The organism is Erythrobacter ramosus (assembly GCF_009828055.1).
Taxonomy (GTDB): domain Bacteria; phylum Pseudomonadota; class Alphaproteobacteria; order Sphingomonadales; family Sphingomonadaceae; genus Erythrobacter; species Erythrobacter ramosus.
Map to the genome: position 1 here is coordinate 574,689 of NZ_WTYB01000001.1, position 15,229 is coordinate 589,917.

Genomic DNA, 15,229 nt, shown 5'->3' on the forward strand with positions numbered 1-15,229 from the left:
AAGCCAAAAAGAGACCTGCCATGCGCATCGACAAGATCCCCACCGGCGTCAATCCGCCCGACGATCTCAACGTCATCATCGAAGTGCCCACCGGCGGCGAGCCGGTGAAGTATGAATTCGACAAGGAAAGCGGCGCGCTGTTCGTTGACCGCATCCTGCACACGCCGATGCGCTATCCGGCGAATTACGGCTTCGTGCCGCACACGCTCAGTCCTGATGGCGATCCGCTGGATGCGCTGGTGATCTCGCGCTCGCCCTTCATTCCCGGCTGCGTGGTGCGCGCGCGGCCCATCGGGGTGCTCAACCTCGAAGACGAGCAGGGCGGCGATGAAAAGCTGATCTGCGTGCCGGTTAAGGAGACCTTCCCCTATTACGCCGACGTGGTCGAAACGAGCGATCTGCCCTCGATCATCTTCCAGCAGATCGAGCACTTCTTCACCCACTACAAGGATCTGGAAGCCGAAAAGTGGGTGCGCGTGGGCAAGTGGGGCGACGCCGCCGAAGCGCGTCAGATCACCATTGAGGCGATCGAGCGATATAACGCTGGAAAGTAAGGGATATTTCTCCCCGTCCCGGGTCAAGCCCGGGGCGGGGGGTGCGAAGTCTTGCTTAAATCACACTCAACACGGCCTTGAACATCAGCGTCAGACCGAAAGGCAGGCCAATCGCCAGCGCCCACAGCGTCATCACGTCGCGCTTGAAGGCCGGGGCGTAGGATCGGTCGACCGCTTCGGCATCGCTCAGCACCGACCAACGCTTTTCGAACCAGCGGCACACCGGGATGATCCCGGCCACCAGCACGACCAGCGCCATATAGGGCAGCAGGCTCGACGTGCCCTCTGCCAGCGCCTTGACCGTCACGAAGATTTGCAGCGCGGTGTAGACCAGCAGGCCGTAGGCGACATGGTCGCTCATCGCCTTGCGCCAGTCTCGCGCCCGAGTGGCAGACAGTGCCTGGCTTTTGCCCCGCTCATTGGATTTCATCATGCTGGCCGCTCCCCAACGGTCTGTTGTGAAGCTGGCAGTATCGCAAAGCTTCTCCAAGGTTGCAAGAAGGCGCGGAAATCCGCCATTTTGTTGCGCCAAACGCACAGAACGAGGCACAAGCTGCTCAAATGACGGGGGCTTTGTCTGACGTTGTGCCAGTAACTGGTCGATACGTCAGCACTAAGCAAAAATCCTGCCAAACGCCTTGCGCCCCTTTTCTGCGGCTCGAAGGCTGCTAAAGCTCGCAGACACATGACCACGACCCTTTCCGATCCGCCCAGCGAGGCAGCGCCGGTTCAGCCGCTCGGCAGCGGGCTTGAAGTGATCTCGATCGCCAAGAGCTATGACAAGCGCGCGGTGCTGACCGATATTTCGTTCAGCGTCGCCAAGGGCGAAGTGTTCGGCCTGCTCGGCCCCAATGGCGCGGGCAAGACCACCTGCTTCTATTCGATCATGGGGTTGGTGAAGCCAGATTCGGGTCGCATCCTGATGGACGGCGAGGATGTGACCAAGCTGCCGATGTATCGCCGCGCGATCCTCGGTCTGGGCTATCTGCCGCAGGAAACCAGCATCTTTCGCGGGATGACCGTGGAGCAGAACATCGCCTGTGTGCTCGAACTGGGTGAGCCTGATGCCGCCACCCGCGCCAGCGAGCTTGAGCGGTTGCTCGACGAATTCGGCCTTGCGCGCCTGCGCCAGTCGCCCGCGATGGCGCTGTCGGGCGGGGAGCGGCGGCGCTGCGAGATCGCCCGCGCACTAGCGGCCAAGCCTTCGATCATGCTGCTGGACGAGCCCTTTGCCGGGATCGATCCGCTCTCGATCAACGATATCCGCGATCTGATCCGCGATCTCAAAGCGCGCGGCATCGGGGTGCTGATCACCGATCACAACGTGCGCGAGACGCTCGATATCGTCGACCGTGCTTGCATCATCTACGGCGGGCAGGTGCTGTTCGCCGGTTCCCCGCAGGAACTGGTCGCCGACGAGAACGTAAGGCGGCTCTATCTCGGCGAGAGCTTCACGCTCTAGCGCTGATTGGCATGGCATTAGGTCCCCGCCTTGACCTGAGGCAATCGCAATCGCTGGTCATGACGCCGCAGTTGCAGCAGGCGATCAAGCTGCTGGCGGCCTCGAACCTCGAAATCGAAAGCTTCATTGCCGAGGCGCTGGAGGCCAATCCGCTGCTCGACACCGGCGGGCCTGCGGATGTGGGCGAGCCGGAACGAATCGAACTCGCGGCCCCGCCGGGTGAGGATGCGCCTGCCGATGAATTGATGCTGCGCGGCGGGGGTGAAAGCGACGCGCCGCTCGACCTGTCCTCGGTGGATCGTGACTGGGACACCGGCGACGGGGAGGCACGCAATGCCCGCGATGCCGAATGGGGCGCCGCAGCCAGCGGATCTGGCGGCGACTTCGATGACGCGCCCGACTGGGAGCAGCTGCGCGCCGCCGAAATCACGCTGTCCGAACATCTCGAAGGCCAGATCGGCGCGCTCACCAGCGATCCGCGCACCGGGTTCATCGCGCGCCACATCATCGGGCTGCTCGATGATGCGGGCTACCTCGGCACGCCGATCGATGAAGTCGCCGATGATCTGGGCGTGGGGCTGTTTGAGGCCGAAGCGGCGCTGACGCTGGTGCAATCGCTCGACCCAACTGGCGTCGGCGCGCGCAATCTCGCCGAATGCATCGCGATCCAAGCGCGCGAGGCGGATCGTTATGATCCCTGCATGGCGGCGCTGATCAGCAATCTCGATCTGGTCGCACGCGGCGAAGTCGAGCGGCTAAAGCGCCTGTGCCGCGTGGATGACGAGGATTTCGCTGACATGCTGCGCGAATTGCGCAGCTACAACCCGCGCCCCGGTCTTGCTTTCATGCCGTCTGACAGCAGCTCTGTGGTGCCCGACATCCTCATCACCGCCAATGCTGCCGGCGGGTGGGACATTGCCTTGAACGAGGACACCCTGCCCAAGCTGATCGTCAACCGCGGCTACTTCGTGGAATTGAACGCCGGGGCTACATCCAAGGAATCGCAGGGCTGGCTCAAGGAAAAGCTCGCCGACGCGCACTGGCTGATTCGCGCGCTCGATCAGCGGCAGAAGACGATCCTGAAAACCGCTGCGGAAATCGTGAAGCAGCAGGACGGGTTCTTCCGCCGGGGTGTGTCCGAGCTGCGCCCGCTCACCTTGCGCGAAGTGGCCGAGAAGATCGAAATGCACGAAAGCACGGTCAGCCGCGTCACCAGCAACAAGTACCTCGCCTGCGCGCGCGGGACGTTTGAACTGAAGTATTTCTTCACCAGCGGGGTCGCCTCAGCCGACGGCGAAGGCGCGTCATCCGCCGCGATCAAGTCCCGCATCAAGGCGCTGATCGACGCAGAGACCGCGAAGAATATCCTGTCTGACCAACAGCTTGCCGAAATGCTCCAGAAAGAAGGCTTCGACCTCGCCCGGCGCACCGTGGCGAAATACCGCGAAGCGATCGGGCTGGGCTCCAGCGCCGAGCGGCGGCGGGCCAAGAAGCTGGCGGGCGCATCTTAGGATTTTCCCGCAATGGGCGGCCCATCCGTAAAGGTCTAACCCTGCGCGATAATTCGCTGCTGCGGGGGTGTGACTCGAAAGACTCACTTCAAAACGTTAACGCGCTAAACTTCTTATTAACCTTTTTTGGTGAGAAGTGGCGTGGTTAACAGACGGCAACCTCTCCTAAGCAGGGGTTACCAGGGGACAGACAGGGGACTAAGATGCGCGTTCTGCTGATCGAAGACGAACCGACCACTGCCAAGGCTATTGAGCTGATGCTCACCACCGAAGGCTTCAATGTCTATTCGACCGACCTCGGTGAGGAAGGTTTGGATCTGGGCAAGCTGTATGATTACGACATCATCCTGCTCGACCTGAACCTGCCTGACATGCATGGCTATGACGTGCTCAAGAAGCTGCGTGTCGCCAAGGTGCAGACCCCGGTGCTGATCCTTTCGGGCATCAGCGAGATGGATTCGAAGATCCGCAGCTTCGGCTTCGGCGCTGACGATTACGTCACCAAGCCGTTCCACCGCGAAGAACTGGTCGCCCGCATTTATGCCGTGGTGCGCCGTTCGAAGGGCCATTCGCAGTCGGTCATCCGCACCGGCAAGCTGGCCGTGAACCTCGACGCCAAGACGGTCGAAGTCGATGGCGCCCGCGTGCACCTCACCGGCAAGGAATATGCGATGCTCGAGCTCCTCAGCTTGCGCAAGGGCACCACGCTGACCAAGGAAATGTTCCTCAACCACCTCTATGGCGGGATGGACGAGCCGGAACTCAAGATCATCGACGTGTTCATCTGCAAGCTGCGCAAGAAGCTGTCGCTGGCCTGCGGGGGCGAGAACTACATCGAGACCGTGTGGGGCCGCGGCTACGTGCTGCGCGACGACGAAGCGGTGGTCGAAGCGGCTTAATCGTTTGCGAGCGCCCCTCCGGGCGCTCGTCCTCGGCGAGCTTCCGTCGCTGCGCGACGGATCGCCTGCGGGGCGGCCGCGTGGCCTTGCGGCCCCTTGGGCCGGAATTGCTCTATTACATCAAAACGCCCGGGGTTCTCGCCCCGGGCGTTCGCGTTTCAGCCGATGCGGTTGAAGACGATGGCCTTGGGCTCGGGCATCTCGCCGTTCGCCCAGACGATCGTTTCGGTCATCGAGCTGCCGTCCTTCGCCACGGTGTAGACGCGGGTCGAGACGCGCTGGCCTTCCTTGGCGAGCGTCATCACCAGCGTATCGGGCTCAGGCTGGCGCAGCGCGACCGAATCGATTTCCGCCATCGAGCCGCCCACTGGCACTGCCACCCCATCGAGCGCCGCAGTCGATTCGGCTTTGATTTTCGCGCCGTCGCGGTTCTCGACCCACACCAGTGTATGCAACCGCCCGTCGACTTGCGGCGTGAAGGTGATCGTCACCGCGAGAGGACGCTCGTTCTCGGGGAGTCGCGCCACATCGAGCGACCAGCGCCCGGCCAGCGGTGTGGCAGCGGCCTGCGCGGTTTCGGCAGCCTCGGGCATGGTAATGGTGCCTGCAACCAGTGCGAGGCCCAGAGCAGCTGCGGGGAGCATGAAAGCCATGGCAATCTTTCCTTTCGTCCATTCGAACCCCTTCGAACGGGGCACGAGAGGATGCTCGGCCAAAGGTGCGCCGGGCGACAGATCGCTTTTTCTGTCCCAGATTTTTTGTGCCGCGAGCCGGCGGGCGAGCTCCCTGCTGCTTCCCACCCCGGTCTTGCGCCGCGCCTCGCGCAGCCGCTCGTTGATCGAGGCTTCCGAACGATCCAGCCGGGCAGCAATCGACTTCACCGTGTGCCCTGCCGCCAGCAGGCGCAGGACTTCAAGCTCCTTGTCGGAAAGCGCCTCGGCACAAATTGGGGACGGGGTCGTCATCGGCTCTGATCACCACAGCGCGCTACCTTGCGTCCAGCACGATTTTCTTGTGCCGCGCCGGGCTGCGTGCCAAGCGCCCGCCCCATGACAGCGTTCAAGGAAGGCGATCCGACCACCATCGCGCGGCTTTATGGCCGCTCAGTCGGGAAGAAGTTGCGCAAGTATCAGCAGGGGTTGGTCGATACCCTCCTGCCGCAGATTTCTGTGCCTGCCGAAGGCCCGGTGACGAGCGAGATCCTGTTCGGCGATTCGCGCCCACTGCATTTCGAGATCGGCTTCGGCGGGGGCGAGCATCTCGCCTATCGCGCCGATCTGCTGCCAGATCACGGCTTCATCGGCGCGGAGCCCTTCGTCAACGGTGTAGCGCAGGCACTCACACATGTCGCCGACCAGCGGCTTGCCAATATCCGGCTGCATCATGGCGACGCATTGGAGGTGCTCCAGCGCATCCCCGATGGCTCGCTGACGATGGCCTATCTGCTGCATCCCGACCCCTGGCCCAAGGCGCGCCATGCCAAGCGGCGGATGGTCAACGACGGCCCGATCAAGCTGCTCGCCGCCAAGCTGAAACCCGGCGGCGAGTTCCGGTTCGGCACGGACCACGCGGTGTACCTGCGCTACGCGCTGATGGTGATGCAGCGCCACGCGGATCTGTTCGAATGGGTGGTCGAGAAACCCGCCGACTGGCAGGTGCGCCCGTCCGGCTGGCCCGAGACCCGCTACGAACACAAGGCCCGCACGGTCTATGGGCATGAGGTCTGGTACTTTCGATACCGGCGGAAGTGACCTCGCTCGGCGACCGGATTGTCACCGCGATCTGGTATCTCGCAAGTGGCGCACTGTGGGTCACGGCGGCGAAGTACGATGCCTTTGGCGACAATTGGCTGATCGCGGCGCTGGTGATTGCCGCGCTGCAATCGTGATCATGGCGTTTGCGCGGACGCTAGGCGCCCCGCCGCACCCGCCACCACGGCATCAGCGCGAACGCCACCTGCCCTGCGAGCCCGAGCAGCGCGTGCGGTTGCCTCAACCCCGCGAGCCACTGCGCCGGAGTCTGGCCCGAAAGCACCCCAGCCAGCGCGCACTCCGCCGCCATCAGGATCGCGAAGGCGAGCAGACCAAGGGTCAACGCCTCGCGCCGGGTGGCTATGGCGAAGCGGCGCAAAATCCACCCAGATGCAAGCCAGCTCGCCGTGAGGATGATCGGCAGTTCCAATAGGGTCGCGGGCATCAGCCCCACCATCGGGATCACCCACAGCACCCGCACCGTGCCGAGCACGAAGCCCAGCGCAAACACGATGGCCCAATAGGTTACCGCTGCCGTTCCCACCCGCATGGCCCTGCCCACAGTCTAGTCTCCTGTCTCGCCCTGCCGCAGCAAGCCTGCGGCTCGTCCGATCCGGGTGCCTTACCACACCCATGACAGAACATCGCGGAACGGTTGGGGCCACAGCGACATGGGGGTGCAATCATTCACCGGAGACGACCAACATGACCATCACGACGCTCAAGGATCTCTACGTCGATCAGTTGCAGGACCTCTACAGCGCCAATCGCCAGGCCATCCAGGTCACGCGCGAGCTGAAGGAAGCGGCCAGCTCAGCCCAGCTGCGCAAGGCGCTTACCGCGGGCGTGGACGGGATCGAGGAGGGTATGGATCACCTCAAGACCCTGATCGAAAACCACGATGCCAACCCGCGCGGCGAACATTGCAAGGGCATGGAAGGCCTCGCCGCCGAAGCGCGCGCGCATGGGGTCGAAGCGGATTTCTCGGACGAGGACGTCCGCGATGCTTCGATCATCGCGCAGTACCAGCGCATGACCCACTACGGCATCTCGGGCTATGGCACGGCAGCGGCATTCGCGCGGCGGCTCGGGTTGGAGAATGATGCCAGCGTTCTGGCGCAATGTCTCGAAGACACCCGCAGCGGCGACACACACATGACGCAAATCGCGTCGGGCGAGGTCAATCCCGCCGCCGCCGAAGCGTAAGAGTGGCAGGAGCCCGGCGTGATCCGCCGGGCTCCGCTATCTCACCCCACGATGCCCGCGCCCGCCAGCACGGCAAGGGTCAGCACATCGGGCACGCTGGCGGTCATCGGCACGATCTGCACCGGCTTTTCCATCCCGATCAGCATCGGGCCAATGGTGGCATTGCTGCCCAATTCGCGCAGCAGCTTGGCCGACAGGTTTGCCGATTGCAGCCCCGGCATGATCAGGACGTTCGCCGGGCCAGACAGGCGGCTGAACGGGTACAGCGCCATCACCTTGGGATTGAGCGCGGCGTCAGGCGCCATTTCGCCTTCATATTCGAAGCCCGGATCCTCCTGATCGAGAATCGCCACCGCCTCGCGGATCGAGGTCAGCCACTGGCCCGAGGGGTTACCGAAGGTCGAATAGCTGAGGAACGCGACGCGCGGTTCGTGACCCATGCGCCGGGCGACTGCTGCGGTTTCCTTAGCGATATGGGCGAGTTCTGCGGAATTGGGCCGCTCGTTGATCGTTGTATCGGCGAGGAAAGTCGTGTGGTTCTTGCCGATCATCATGTGGATGCCGAACGGCAGCGCGCCCTGTTTGTGATCGAGCACCAGGTTCACCTCGCGCACGGTCTGCGCGAAGGTGCGGGTCATGCCGGTGATGATCCCGTCGCCGTGGCCGAGCGCGACCAGCAGCGACGCAAAGACGTTGCGGTCCTGATTGACCATGCGCCGCACATCGCGCTCGGTATAGCCGCGCCGCTGGAGCCGCTTGTACAGGTAATCGACCATCGCGGGTACGTGCTCGCTATCGGCCGAGTTCTGGATTTCAAAGCTGCCCGGATCGCCAACCGAAAGCTGATGCAGCTTGTCGAGCACCGCCTTGGTGCGGCCCACCAGGATCGGCGTGCCATAACCGAAATCGCGGAACTGGATCGCGGCGCGCAGCACCACTTCTTCTTCCGCTTCGGCAAAGACCATCCGCTTGGGGTTCGCCTTGGCGACTTCATAGACGCCGCTCAGCACTGAAGTGGTGGGGTTAAGGCGGCTGCGCAGCTGGATGCGATAAGCCTCGAAATCCTCGATCCGGGCCTGCGCTACGCCCGAATCCATCGCTGCCTTGGCGACGGCGGAGGACACCACCTCGATCAGTCGCGGATCGAACGGGGCGGGAATGATGTAATCGGTGCCGAACTTGTGGTTCTTGCCATAGGCGCTCGCCACTTCTTCGGGCACCTGACGGCGCGCGAGTTCGGCGATGGCGTGGGCGGCGGCGACCTTCATTTCTTCATTGATCGTGGTCGCCTGCACATCCAGCGCGCCGCGGAAGATGAAGGGGAAGCCCAGCACATTGTTGACCTGATTGGGGAAGTCGCTGCGCCCGGTGGCGATGATCGCGTCAGGGCGGACGGCCTTGGCTTCGTCCGGCATGATTTCCGGGACGGGGTTGGCCATTGCGAAGATGATCGGCTTGTCCGCCATCTTGCGCACCCATTCGGGCTTCAGCGCACCGGCAGCCGACAGGCCGAGGAAGATGTCCGCGCCCACCAGCGCTTCTTCAAGGCTGGTCGCGGTGGTGGCGACTGCATGGGCGCTCTTCCATTGGTCCACGCCTTCGCGGCCCGGCGTGATCGGGCCGGAACGGTCGCACATGATCACGTTTTCGTGGCGCACACCCATTGCCTTGATCAGCGCGGTGCAGGCAATCGCCGCTGCACCCGCGCCGTTGACCACAACCTTCACGTCCTTGAAGTCGCGTCCGGTGATGTGGCAGGCATTCAGCAGGCCGGCGGCGGTGATGATCGCGGTGCCGTGCTGATCATCATGCATCACCGGGATATTCATGCGTTCACGCAGAGCCGCCTCGATGATGAAGCATTCCGGCGCCTTGATGTCCTCAAGATTGATCCCGCCGAAGGTCGGTTCCATCAGCGCAACCGCGTTGATGAAGGCCTCGGGGTCTTCGGTGGCGAGTTCGATGTCGATGGAATCGACGTCGGCGAACCGCTTGAACAGCACCGCCTTGCCTTCCATCACCGGCTTCGATGCCAGCGCGCCCAAGTTGCCCAGCCCGAGGATCGCGGTGCCATTGCTGATCACGGCGACCAGATTGCCCTTAACGGTGTAACGCGCGGCGAGCGAGGGATCGGCGGCGATGGCTTCCACCGGCACGGCGACGCCCGGCGAATAGGCCAGGCTAAGGTCACGCTGCGAGGTCATCGGCTTCGTGGCGACGATCTCGAGCTTACCGGGGCGGATCGTCTCGTGATAGAACAGCGCCTCGCGCGCGGTGAAGCCGCCCTTGTTCGGTGTGGCGTTCTCATCGGCCATGATGCCTGATCCCTCTGCTTGTCCGAATGGAAAATCGCGTTCCGCTTAGCCTCACCAAGGCGGTTGCGATAGGCCGGAAATGGCGCGGCGCGGGGGAAAGCCGTAGCGGCGGACATTTCCGAATCGCAGGCGATGGGGCAATGCCGGAATGATGGCCGCCCTTCCCGATTCCAAACCCACGCCGATGATGGCGCAATACCTCGCGCTGCGCGAGGAAGCGGGCGATGCGCTGCTGTTCTACCGGATGGGCGATTTCTTCGAACTGTTCTTCGAAGACGCGCGCACGGCGGCGCAAATTCTTGACATCGCGCTGACCACGCGCGGCGAACATGGCGGCGCGCCGATCCCGATGTGCGGGGTGCCGGTGCATTCGGCGGAAGGCTACCTTGCGCGCTTGATCAAGGCGGGCTGCCGGGTCGCAATTGCCGAGCAGGTCGAAACGCCCGACGAGGCCAAGGCACGGGCCAAACGTGAAGGCACCCCGTCCTCCAAGGTCCTGGTGGGCCGCGCGATTGTGCGGCTGGTGACGGCGGGGACGCTGACCGAGGAAGCCTTGCTCGAACCGCGCCGTGCGAACGTGCTGGCAGCGCTGGCGGAATTGCGCGGGACGGTGGGAATTGCTGCGGTGGATGTTTCCACGGGCGCGATGGTGCTGGAGGAATGCGCTGCCGATCAGCTTGGCGCGGCGCTGGCGCGGCTGTCCCCGAGCGAAGTCGTGGTGCCGGAAGACTGGCCACACGGCCCGGAGGAGGCGATCTCCCGCCCGCGCAACTCTTTCGCCAGCGATGCCGGGGCCGAACGACTGAAGGCGGTGCATGGCGTGGCGACGCTCGATGCGTTCGGTGATTTCTCCCGCGCGATGCTGGGCGCGGCGGGCGGGTTGATCGCCTATCTCGACCATGTCGGGCGCGGCAAGCTGCCGCTGCTGCTGCCCCCGGTGGCGCGCGCTGCCGAGGCGGGCATGGCGATGGATGCCGCCACGCGGGCGAGCCTCGAAATCCTTGAAAGCACCAACGGGGGTTCGCGCGCCGGCAGCCTGATCGGCGCGGTGGATCGCTGCGTGACCGGGGCAGGCTCGCGGCTACTGGCCGAGGATCTTTCTGCGCCCCTGCTCGATGTCGCGCAGATTGAAGCGCGACTTGGACTGGTGCAGTTCTGGCGCGACCGGCCGATTGAACGCGCGCAATTGCGTGAGGCTTTGCGCGCCATCCCTGATCTCGGCCGCGCGCTCGGGCGGGTGGTGGCGGGGCGCGGCTCTCCGCGCGATCTCGGCCAGTTGCGCGATGGTCTGTCCGAGGCGATGCGGCTGCACCATTGGTTGAGCGGTGCGCCGGATCGGCCTGCGCTGCTCGATGCCGTTCTGGCGAAACTCACCGGCCACGGCGCGCTGACCGATTGGCTGTCGCGCGCGCTGGTGCCCTCGCCCCCAACCGAGCGCGGAAGCGGCGGCTTTATCGCTGACGGGTACGACGCCGCGCTCGACGAATTGCGCGCCACCTCCGGCGATGCGCGCCGCGCGATTGCGGCGATGGAAGCGCGCTATCGCGACGAAACCGGCATCGCAACGCTCAAGATCCGCCACAATGGCGTGCTGGGCTATTTCATCGAAGTGGGCGCGCGCTATGCCGATGCGCTGATGGCGCCCGACAGCGGCTTCATCCACCGTCAGACGATGGCAGGCGCGGTGCGGTTCAACTCGCTGAAGCTGCACGAGGAAGCCGCCCGTATCGCTCAGGCCGGGGGACATGCGCTGGCGGCGGAGGAAGCGCATTTCGAGGAGCTGGTCGCCGAAGTCGTCACCGCGCGCCACGCCATTGCAGCCACCGCCGCCGCGCTCGCCCGGATCGATGTCGCCGCCGGCAATGCCGAGCGCGCCAGCGAAGCCGACTGGTGTCGCCCCGAGATTGCCGAGGACGCAGGCCTCGCCATCACCGCCGGGCGGCATCCGGTGGTCGAAGCGGCACTCGCCAAAGCGGGGGAGCGGTTTGTGGCGAATGACTGCCAGCTTGCCGACACCAATCGCCTGTGGCTGATTGGCGGGCCGAACATGGGCGGCAAGTCCACCTTCCTGCGCCAGAACGCGCTGATCGTTCTGTTGGCGCAAGCGGGGTGCTTTGTGCCGGCCACCGCCGCGCGGATCGGGCTGGTCGACCGGTTGTTCAGCCGGGTGGGCGCGGCCGATAACCTCGCACGGGGCCGTTCCACCTTCATGGTCGAAATGGTCGAGACCGCCGCCATTCTGGCGCAGGCCACCTCCCGCAGCTTCGTGATCCTCGACGAAGTGGGGCGCGGCACATCGACCTATGATGGCTTGGCGCTCGCCTGGGCGGTGGCCGAGGCGGTGCATTCCAAGATCCGCTGCCGTTGCCTGTTCGCGACCCATTACCACGAACTCGCGCGCCTCGCCGAAACCTGCGAGGCGCTGAGCCTCCACCATGTCCGCGCGCGCGAATGGCAGGGCGATCTGGTGCTGCTGCACGAACTGGCCGACGGCCCGGCGGACCGCTCCTATGGCCTCGCGGTCGCGCGGCTTGCGGGCGTGCCGGCTCCGGTGGTCGCCCGCGCCAAGGCGGTGCTCGAAAAGCTTGAGGCGACCCGCACCGCGACCGGCGGAATTGCCGCAGGGCTCGGCGATCTGCCGCTCTTCGCCGCGCTGGCTGCTGAACCGGCACCCGCCTCACCCGAACAACAACTCGCCGAAGCCCTGCGCGACGCCGATCTCGACGCCCTCACCCCGCGCGAGGCGCTCGACCTGCTTTACGAGTGGAAGCGGGCACTGCCCAAAACCAAGCACTGAGCGCCAGGGCGCAGGACAAGCGCAGCGTCAGGGCTGGCCGGTTTCGTGCAAAGCGTCAGGACCGGCGTCGTCATCCTCATCCTCGTCAACCGCGTCCTTGCCGCTGTCGCGATAGCGGGTGGGCTCATCGTCATGTTCCGGCTCGCCCGCGAAGGCCGAATTGTCGATCGTGCCGGTCTCTTCCATGTGGCGCATGATATCAATCAGATCGGCCTCATCCCCGTCGTCATCGTCCAGACCGGTCGCAGGCGGTTTGCGGCTTTCGGTTCCCCCGGCGCGGCCTGACACGGGATCAAGCGCATCGGCGGCGACATCCTGCGCCTGTTCACCGCGCTCGTCCTGTTCGGAATTGCGGGTTTCATGCGCCAGCCCTTCCGGGTGGCCATCGTCAGGTGAGGGAGCGGGAGCGGGGGTCTTGCGGTCGGACATGGTTCTTCTCCTTGCCCAAGCATAAGCCTGCAAACCGGCCAGATGTTGCACACCGGGCGGCAGTCCGGTTGTCCAGCGGGACGGGGCACTTTGCACGAAGTTTTAACCGCGCCTGCGCTAGGCACGAGCCATGTACAAGTCGGTGTTCCAGAACAGCAAAGCCGCGCTCGCTTTTGCCGGGCTGACCGTGTTCAGCGCGGTATCCATCGTCGGCACTTCGGACGACAACGGGATCGTCGGCAAGGCTGTCGACATCATCGGCGCCCAGCGCGCGAGCATCGCCAGCGATGCGCAGGCCTTTGCCGAGGGGCAAAGCCAAGGCGACAAGCCGGGCCAGGCCGATGCATTCTTGGGGAGAAAAGGCTCGGTCTTCGGGGAATATGGGGCCGATGGCAAAGCCGTCGCAAAAGGCACCGGCGGAGCGGCGAACACAGGCGGCAATCCGATGACCGCGCCGCTATCGCCAACCGCAATGGTCGATCACCGCGGACCCATAGCCACAAGCGAGCCGTTCATTTCCGACCGCGAAATGACGATTGAGCCCGAGTAACCCTTCAGCGGGTCGGAACCGGAACCTCGCCCGTGTAATCATAGAACCCGCGCCCGGTCTTGCGGCCTAGCCAACCGGCCTCGACATATTTCACCAGCAGCGGGGCCGCCCGATACTTGCTGTCGCGGGTGGTAGTGTAGAGCACGTTGATAATGTCGAGACAGGTGTCGAGCCCGACGAAGTCCGCCAGTTGCAGCGGCCCCATCGGGTGGTTGAGGCCAAGGCGGCAGCCCTTGTCGATATCCTCGATCCCCGCCGTCGACTGGCCGAGCACGAAGACCGCCTCGTTGATCATCGGCAGCAGGATGCGGTTGACGACAAAGCCGGGTTCGTCCTGGCTCAGCACCACTTCTTTGCCCAGACCGCGCGCAAAGGCGGTGACGCGGTCGGTTGTGTCCTGCGCAGTCGCGAGGCCGGGGATGACTTCAATCAGACCCATGACGGGCACCGGGTTGAAGAAGTGCAACCCGATGAAGCGCGCCGGATCGGGCGAGTGGTTGGCCATGCGGGTGATCGGGATTGACGAGGTGTTCGACGCCATGATCGCGCCCGCCGCCAGCACCTTGCCGGCGTTTGCGAAGATTGCGTTCTTGATCTCCTCACGCTCGGTCGCGGCTTCGATGATGAGGTCGGCCTCTGCGAAAGGGGCGTAATCGGCGACGGGGGTGATGCGGGCGAGCAGGCTTTCGGCCTCCGCTGCCTCGATCTTGCCGCGGCCCATTAGCTTGACCAGCGCCTTTTCGACATTGGCCTTGCCGGCCTCGGCGCGGGCGAGGTCAACATCGGTCAGCATCACGTTCATGCCGTTGGCGGCAATCGTCTGGGCGATGCCGGTGCCCATTTGTCCGGCCCCGATGACGGCGATGGTGCGCATGATGTGTCCTTCGCAAGTGCAGCAATTGGCCGCGCTGTTAGCGACGGCCTCAGGCAAAAGCTAGCGATTAGCGCCGGGGACCCACTTCACGTCGCGCTTGCCGTTATCGTTCACCACACGGGCGAGCACGAACAGATAATCCGACAGCCGGTTGATATAGGCCAGCGCCGCCGGGTTAACGGGCAATTCAGCGGCTAGCATCACCATTGCCCGCTCTGCCGCGCGGGTGGTGGCGCGGGCGACGTGCAGACGTGCGGCAAGTTCGGTTCCGCCGGGCAGGATAAAGCTCGTCAGCGGCTGAAGCTTTTCGTTCAAGGCATCGATCCGCGCTTCGAGCCATTCGGCCTGCGACGGCACCATGCGCAGCACCATCTCCGACGGAGCGAAATCATCGCCCGGCGTCGCCAGATCGGCGCCCAGATCGAACATGTCGTTCTGGATACGGGTGATGTCAGCGCCCGGAGCTCCGGACATCAGCACTGCCGCCAGCCCGATGGCACTGTTCGCCTCGTCCACCAGCCCCATCGCATTGATGCGCGCGGAGTGCTTCGGGCAACGCGAGCCATCAACAAGGCCCGTGGTGCCATCATCCCCGGTGCGGGTGTAAATGCGGTTCAGCTTGACCATGGCGCGAAGGGCTTAGCGCGATGCTGCCATGATGATCGCCACCACCACGATCGCCAGCGCCTGATATTTGATCCGGGCGAACATCGCCTTGTTCTGGGCGAGCTGCATATCGGTCGCGGTCGAGCCCTCGCCGGTTTCAAGGTCGATCTTGGTCGTCTTGAGGAAGGCGACGATCCCCTTGATCAGCGAAAAGGCCACCAGTCCCATGAGGACGAGCAATACGGGCACGAGGACATAGTTCATGCGTGTCTAAA

At 64.3% G+C, this 15,229-nt stretch carries 17 protein-coding genes; 9 read left to right on the forward strand and 8 right to left on the reverse strand.

What is annotated here, in order from left to right:
• Positions 1 to 20 precede the first annotated feature (20 nt).
• Complete coding sequence (gene ppa, locus GRI59_RS02940) at positions 21 to 554, forward strand: inorganic diphosphatase (RefSeq protein WP_160759696.1); 534 nt, start codon at positions 21 to 23, stop codon at positions 552 to 554.
• A gap of 55 nt (positions 555 to 609) precedes the next feature.
• On the opposite strand, the gene GRI59_RS02945 is transcribed toward ppa, so the two are convergent.
• On the reverse strand, positions 610 to 987 hold the full coding sequence (locus GRI59_RS02945; RefSeq protein WP_160759697.1) for a hypothetical protein: 378 nt from the start codon (positions 985 to 987) through the stop codon (positions 610 to 612).
• 252 nt (positions 988 to 1,239) lie between these two features.
• Between GRI59_RS02945 and lptB the strand changes: the two genes are divergently transcribed.
• The 3 genes from lptB to ctrA all read left to right on the forward strand — a co-directional run bounded on the left by lptB (position 1,240) and on the right by ctrA (position 4,426).
• On the forward strand, positions 1,240 to 2,016 hold the full coding sequence (gene lptB, locus GRI59_RS02950; RefSeq protein ID WP_160759698.1) for an LPS export ABC transporter ATP-binding protein: 777 nt from the start codon (positions 1,240 to 1,242) through the stop codon (positions 2,014 to 2,016).
• Positions 2,017 to 2,027: 11 nt separating this feature from the next.
• Entirely contained in the window at positions 2,028 to 3,527 is a 1,500-nt protein-coding gene (gene rpoN, locus GRI59_RS02955; protein ID WP_160759699.1) for an RNA polymerase factor sigma-54, read from the forward strand.
• A 203-nt stretch (positions 3,528 to 3,730) separates the two neighbouring features.
• Positions 3,731 to 4,426, forward strand: a complete 696-nt coding sequence (ctrA, locus tag GRI59_RS02960) for a response regulator transcription factor CtrA (protein WP_160759700.1) — start codon at positions 3,731 to 3,733, stop codon at positions 4,424 to 4,426.
• Positions 4,427 to 4,584: 158 nt separating this feature from the next.
• On the opposite strand, the gene GRI59_RS02965 is transcribed toward ctrA, so the two are convergent.
• On the reverse strand, positions 4,585 to 5,391 hold the full coding sequence (locus GRI59_RS02965; protein WP_160759701.1) for a helix-turn-helix domain-containing protein: 807 nt from the start codon (positions 5,389 to 5,391) through the stop codon (positions 4,585 to 4,587).
• 84 nt (positions 5,392 to 5,475) lie between these two features.
• On the opposite strand from GRI59_RS02965, the gene trmB reads away from it, so the two are divergent.
• Both trmB and GRI59_RS02975 read left to right on the forward strand, forming a co-directional pair.
• Positions 5,476 to 6,177, forward strand: coding sequence for a tRNA (guanine(46)-N(7))-methyltransferase TrmB (gene trmB, locus GRI59_RS02970; RefSeq protein WP_160759702.1), 702 nt, complete (start codon positions 5,476 to 5,478; stop codon positions 6,175 to 6,177).
• Entirely contained in the window at positions 6,174 to 6,314 is a 141-nt protein-coding gene (locus GRI59_RS02975; RefSeq protein WP_160759703.1) for a hypothetical protein, read from the forward strand. The genes trmB and GRI59_RS02975 overlap by 4 nt, the downstream gene beginning before the upstream one ends.
• A gap of 20 nt (positions 6,315 to 6,334) precedes the next feature.
• On the opposite strand, the gene GRI59_RS02980 is transcribed toward GRI59_RS02975, so the two are convergent.
• A complete protein-coding gene (locus GRI59_RS02980; RefSeq protein ID WP_160759704.1) occupies positions 6,335 to 6,739 on the reverse strand; it encodes a hypothetical protein in 405 nt (134 codons plus the stop codon).
• A gap of 143 nt (positions 6,740 to 6,882) precedes the next feature.
• Here GRI59_RS02980 and GRI59_RS02985 point away from each other — a divergent pair, with 143 nt between their 5' ends.
• Positions 6,883 to 7,383: a YciE/YciF ferroxidase family protein gene (locus tag GRI59_RS02985; protein WP_160759705.1), complete on the forward strand. Its 501-nt coding sequence runs from the start codon at positions 6,883 to 6,885 to the stop codon at positions 7,381 to 7,383.
• Between the two features lie 41 nt (positions 7,384 to 7,424).
• Here the strand turns inward: GRI59_RS02985 and GRI59_RS02990 are convergent, their stop codons facing one another.
• Positions 7,425 to 9,698 carry an NADP-dependent malic enzyme gene (locus tag GRI59_RS02990; RefSeq protein ID WP_160759706.1) on the reverse strand — a complete coding sequence of 758 codons (2,274 nt, stop codon included), beginning with the start codon at positions 9,696 to 9,698 and terminating at the stop codon, positions 7,425 to 7,427.
• A 151-nt stretch (positions 9,699 to 9,849) separates the two neighbouring features.
• Between GRI59_RS02990 and mutS the strand changes: the two genes are divergently transcribed.
• A complete protein-coding gene (mutS, locus tag GRI59_RS02995; protein ID WP_419866790.1) occupies positions 9,850 to 12,495 on the forward strand; it encodes a DNA mismatch repair protein MutS in 2,646 nt (881 codons plus the stop codon).
• A gap of 27 nt (positions 12,496 to 12,522) precedes the next feature.
• Here mutS and GRI59_RS15595 read toward each other — a convergent pair whose 3' ends face one another.
• Positions 12,523 to 12,924 (reverse strand): hypothetical protein, encoded by a 402-nt coding sequence (locus GRI59_RS15595; protein ID WP_183363530.1) that lies wholly within the window; start codon positions 12,922 to 12,924, stop codon positions 12,523 to 12,525.
• 130 nt (positions 12,925 to 13,054) lie between these two features.
• Here GRI59_RS15595 and GRI59_RS03005 point away from each other — a divergent pair, with 130 nt between their 5' ends.
• The gene (locus GRI59_RS03005) at positions 13,055 to 13,474 is read left to right on the forward strand and encodes a hypothetical protein (RefSeq protein ID WP_160759707.1); all 420 of its coding nucleotides are present in this window, start codon (positions 13,055 to 13,057) and stop codon (positions 13,472 to 13,474) included.
• Between the two features lie 4 nt (positions 13,475 to 13,478).
• Here the strand turns inward: GRI59_RS03005 and GRI59_RS03010 are convergent, their stop codons facing one another.
• The 3 genes from GRI59_RS03010 to GRI59_RS03020 are packed head-to-tail and all read right to left on the reverse strand — an operon-like array spanning position 13,479 to position 15,218.
• Entirely contained in the window at positions 13,479 to 14,348 is an 870-nt protein-coding gene (locus GRI59_RS03010) for a 3-hydroxyacyl-CoA dehydrogenase NAD-binding domain-containing protein (protein WP_160759708.1), read from the reverse strand.
• A gap of 60 nt (positions 14,349 to 14,408) precedes the next feature.
• On the reverse strand, positions 14,409 to 14,975 hold the full coding sequence (locus tag GRI59_RS03015) for a cob(I)yrinic acid a,c-diamide adenosyltransferase (RefSeq protein WP_160759709.1): 567 nt from the start codon (positions 14,973 to 14,975) through the stop codon (positions 14,409 to 14,411).
• Positions 14,976 to 14,987: 12 nt separating this feature from the next.
• Complete coding sequence (locus GRI59_RS03020) at positions 14,988 to 15,218, reverse strand: hypothetical protein (RefSeq protein ID WP_160759710.1); 231 nt, start codon at positions 15,216 to 15,218, stop codon at positions 14,988 to 14,990.
• Positions 15,219 to 15,229: the final 11 nt, after the last annotated feature.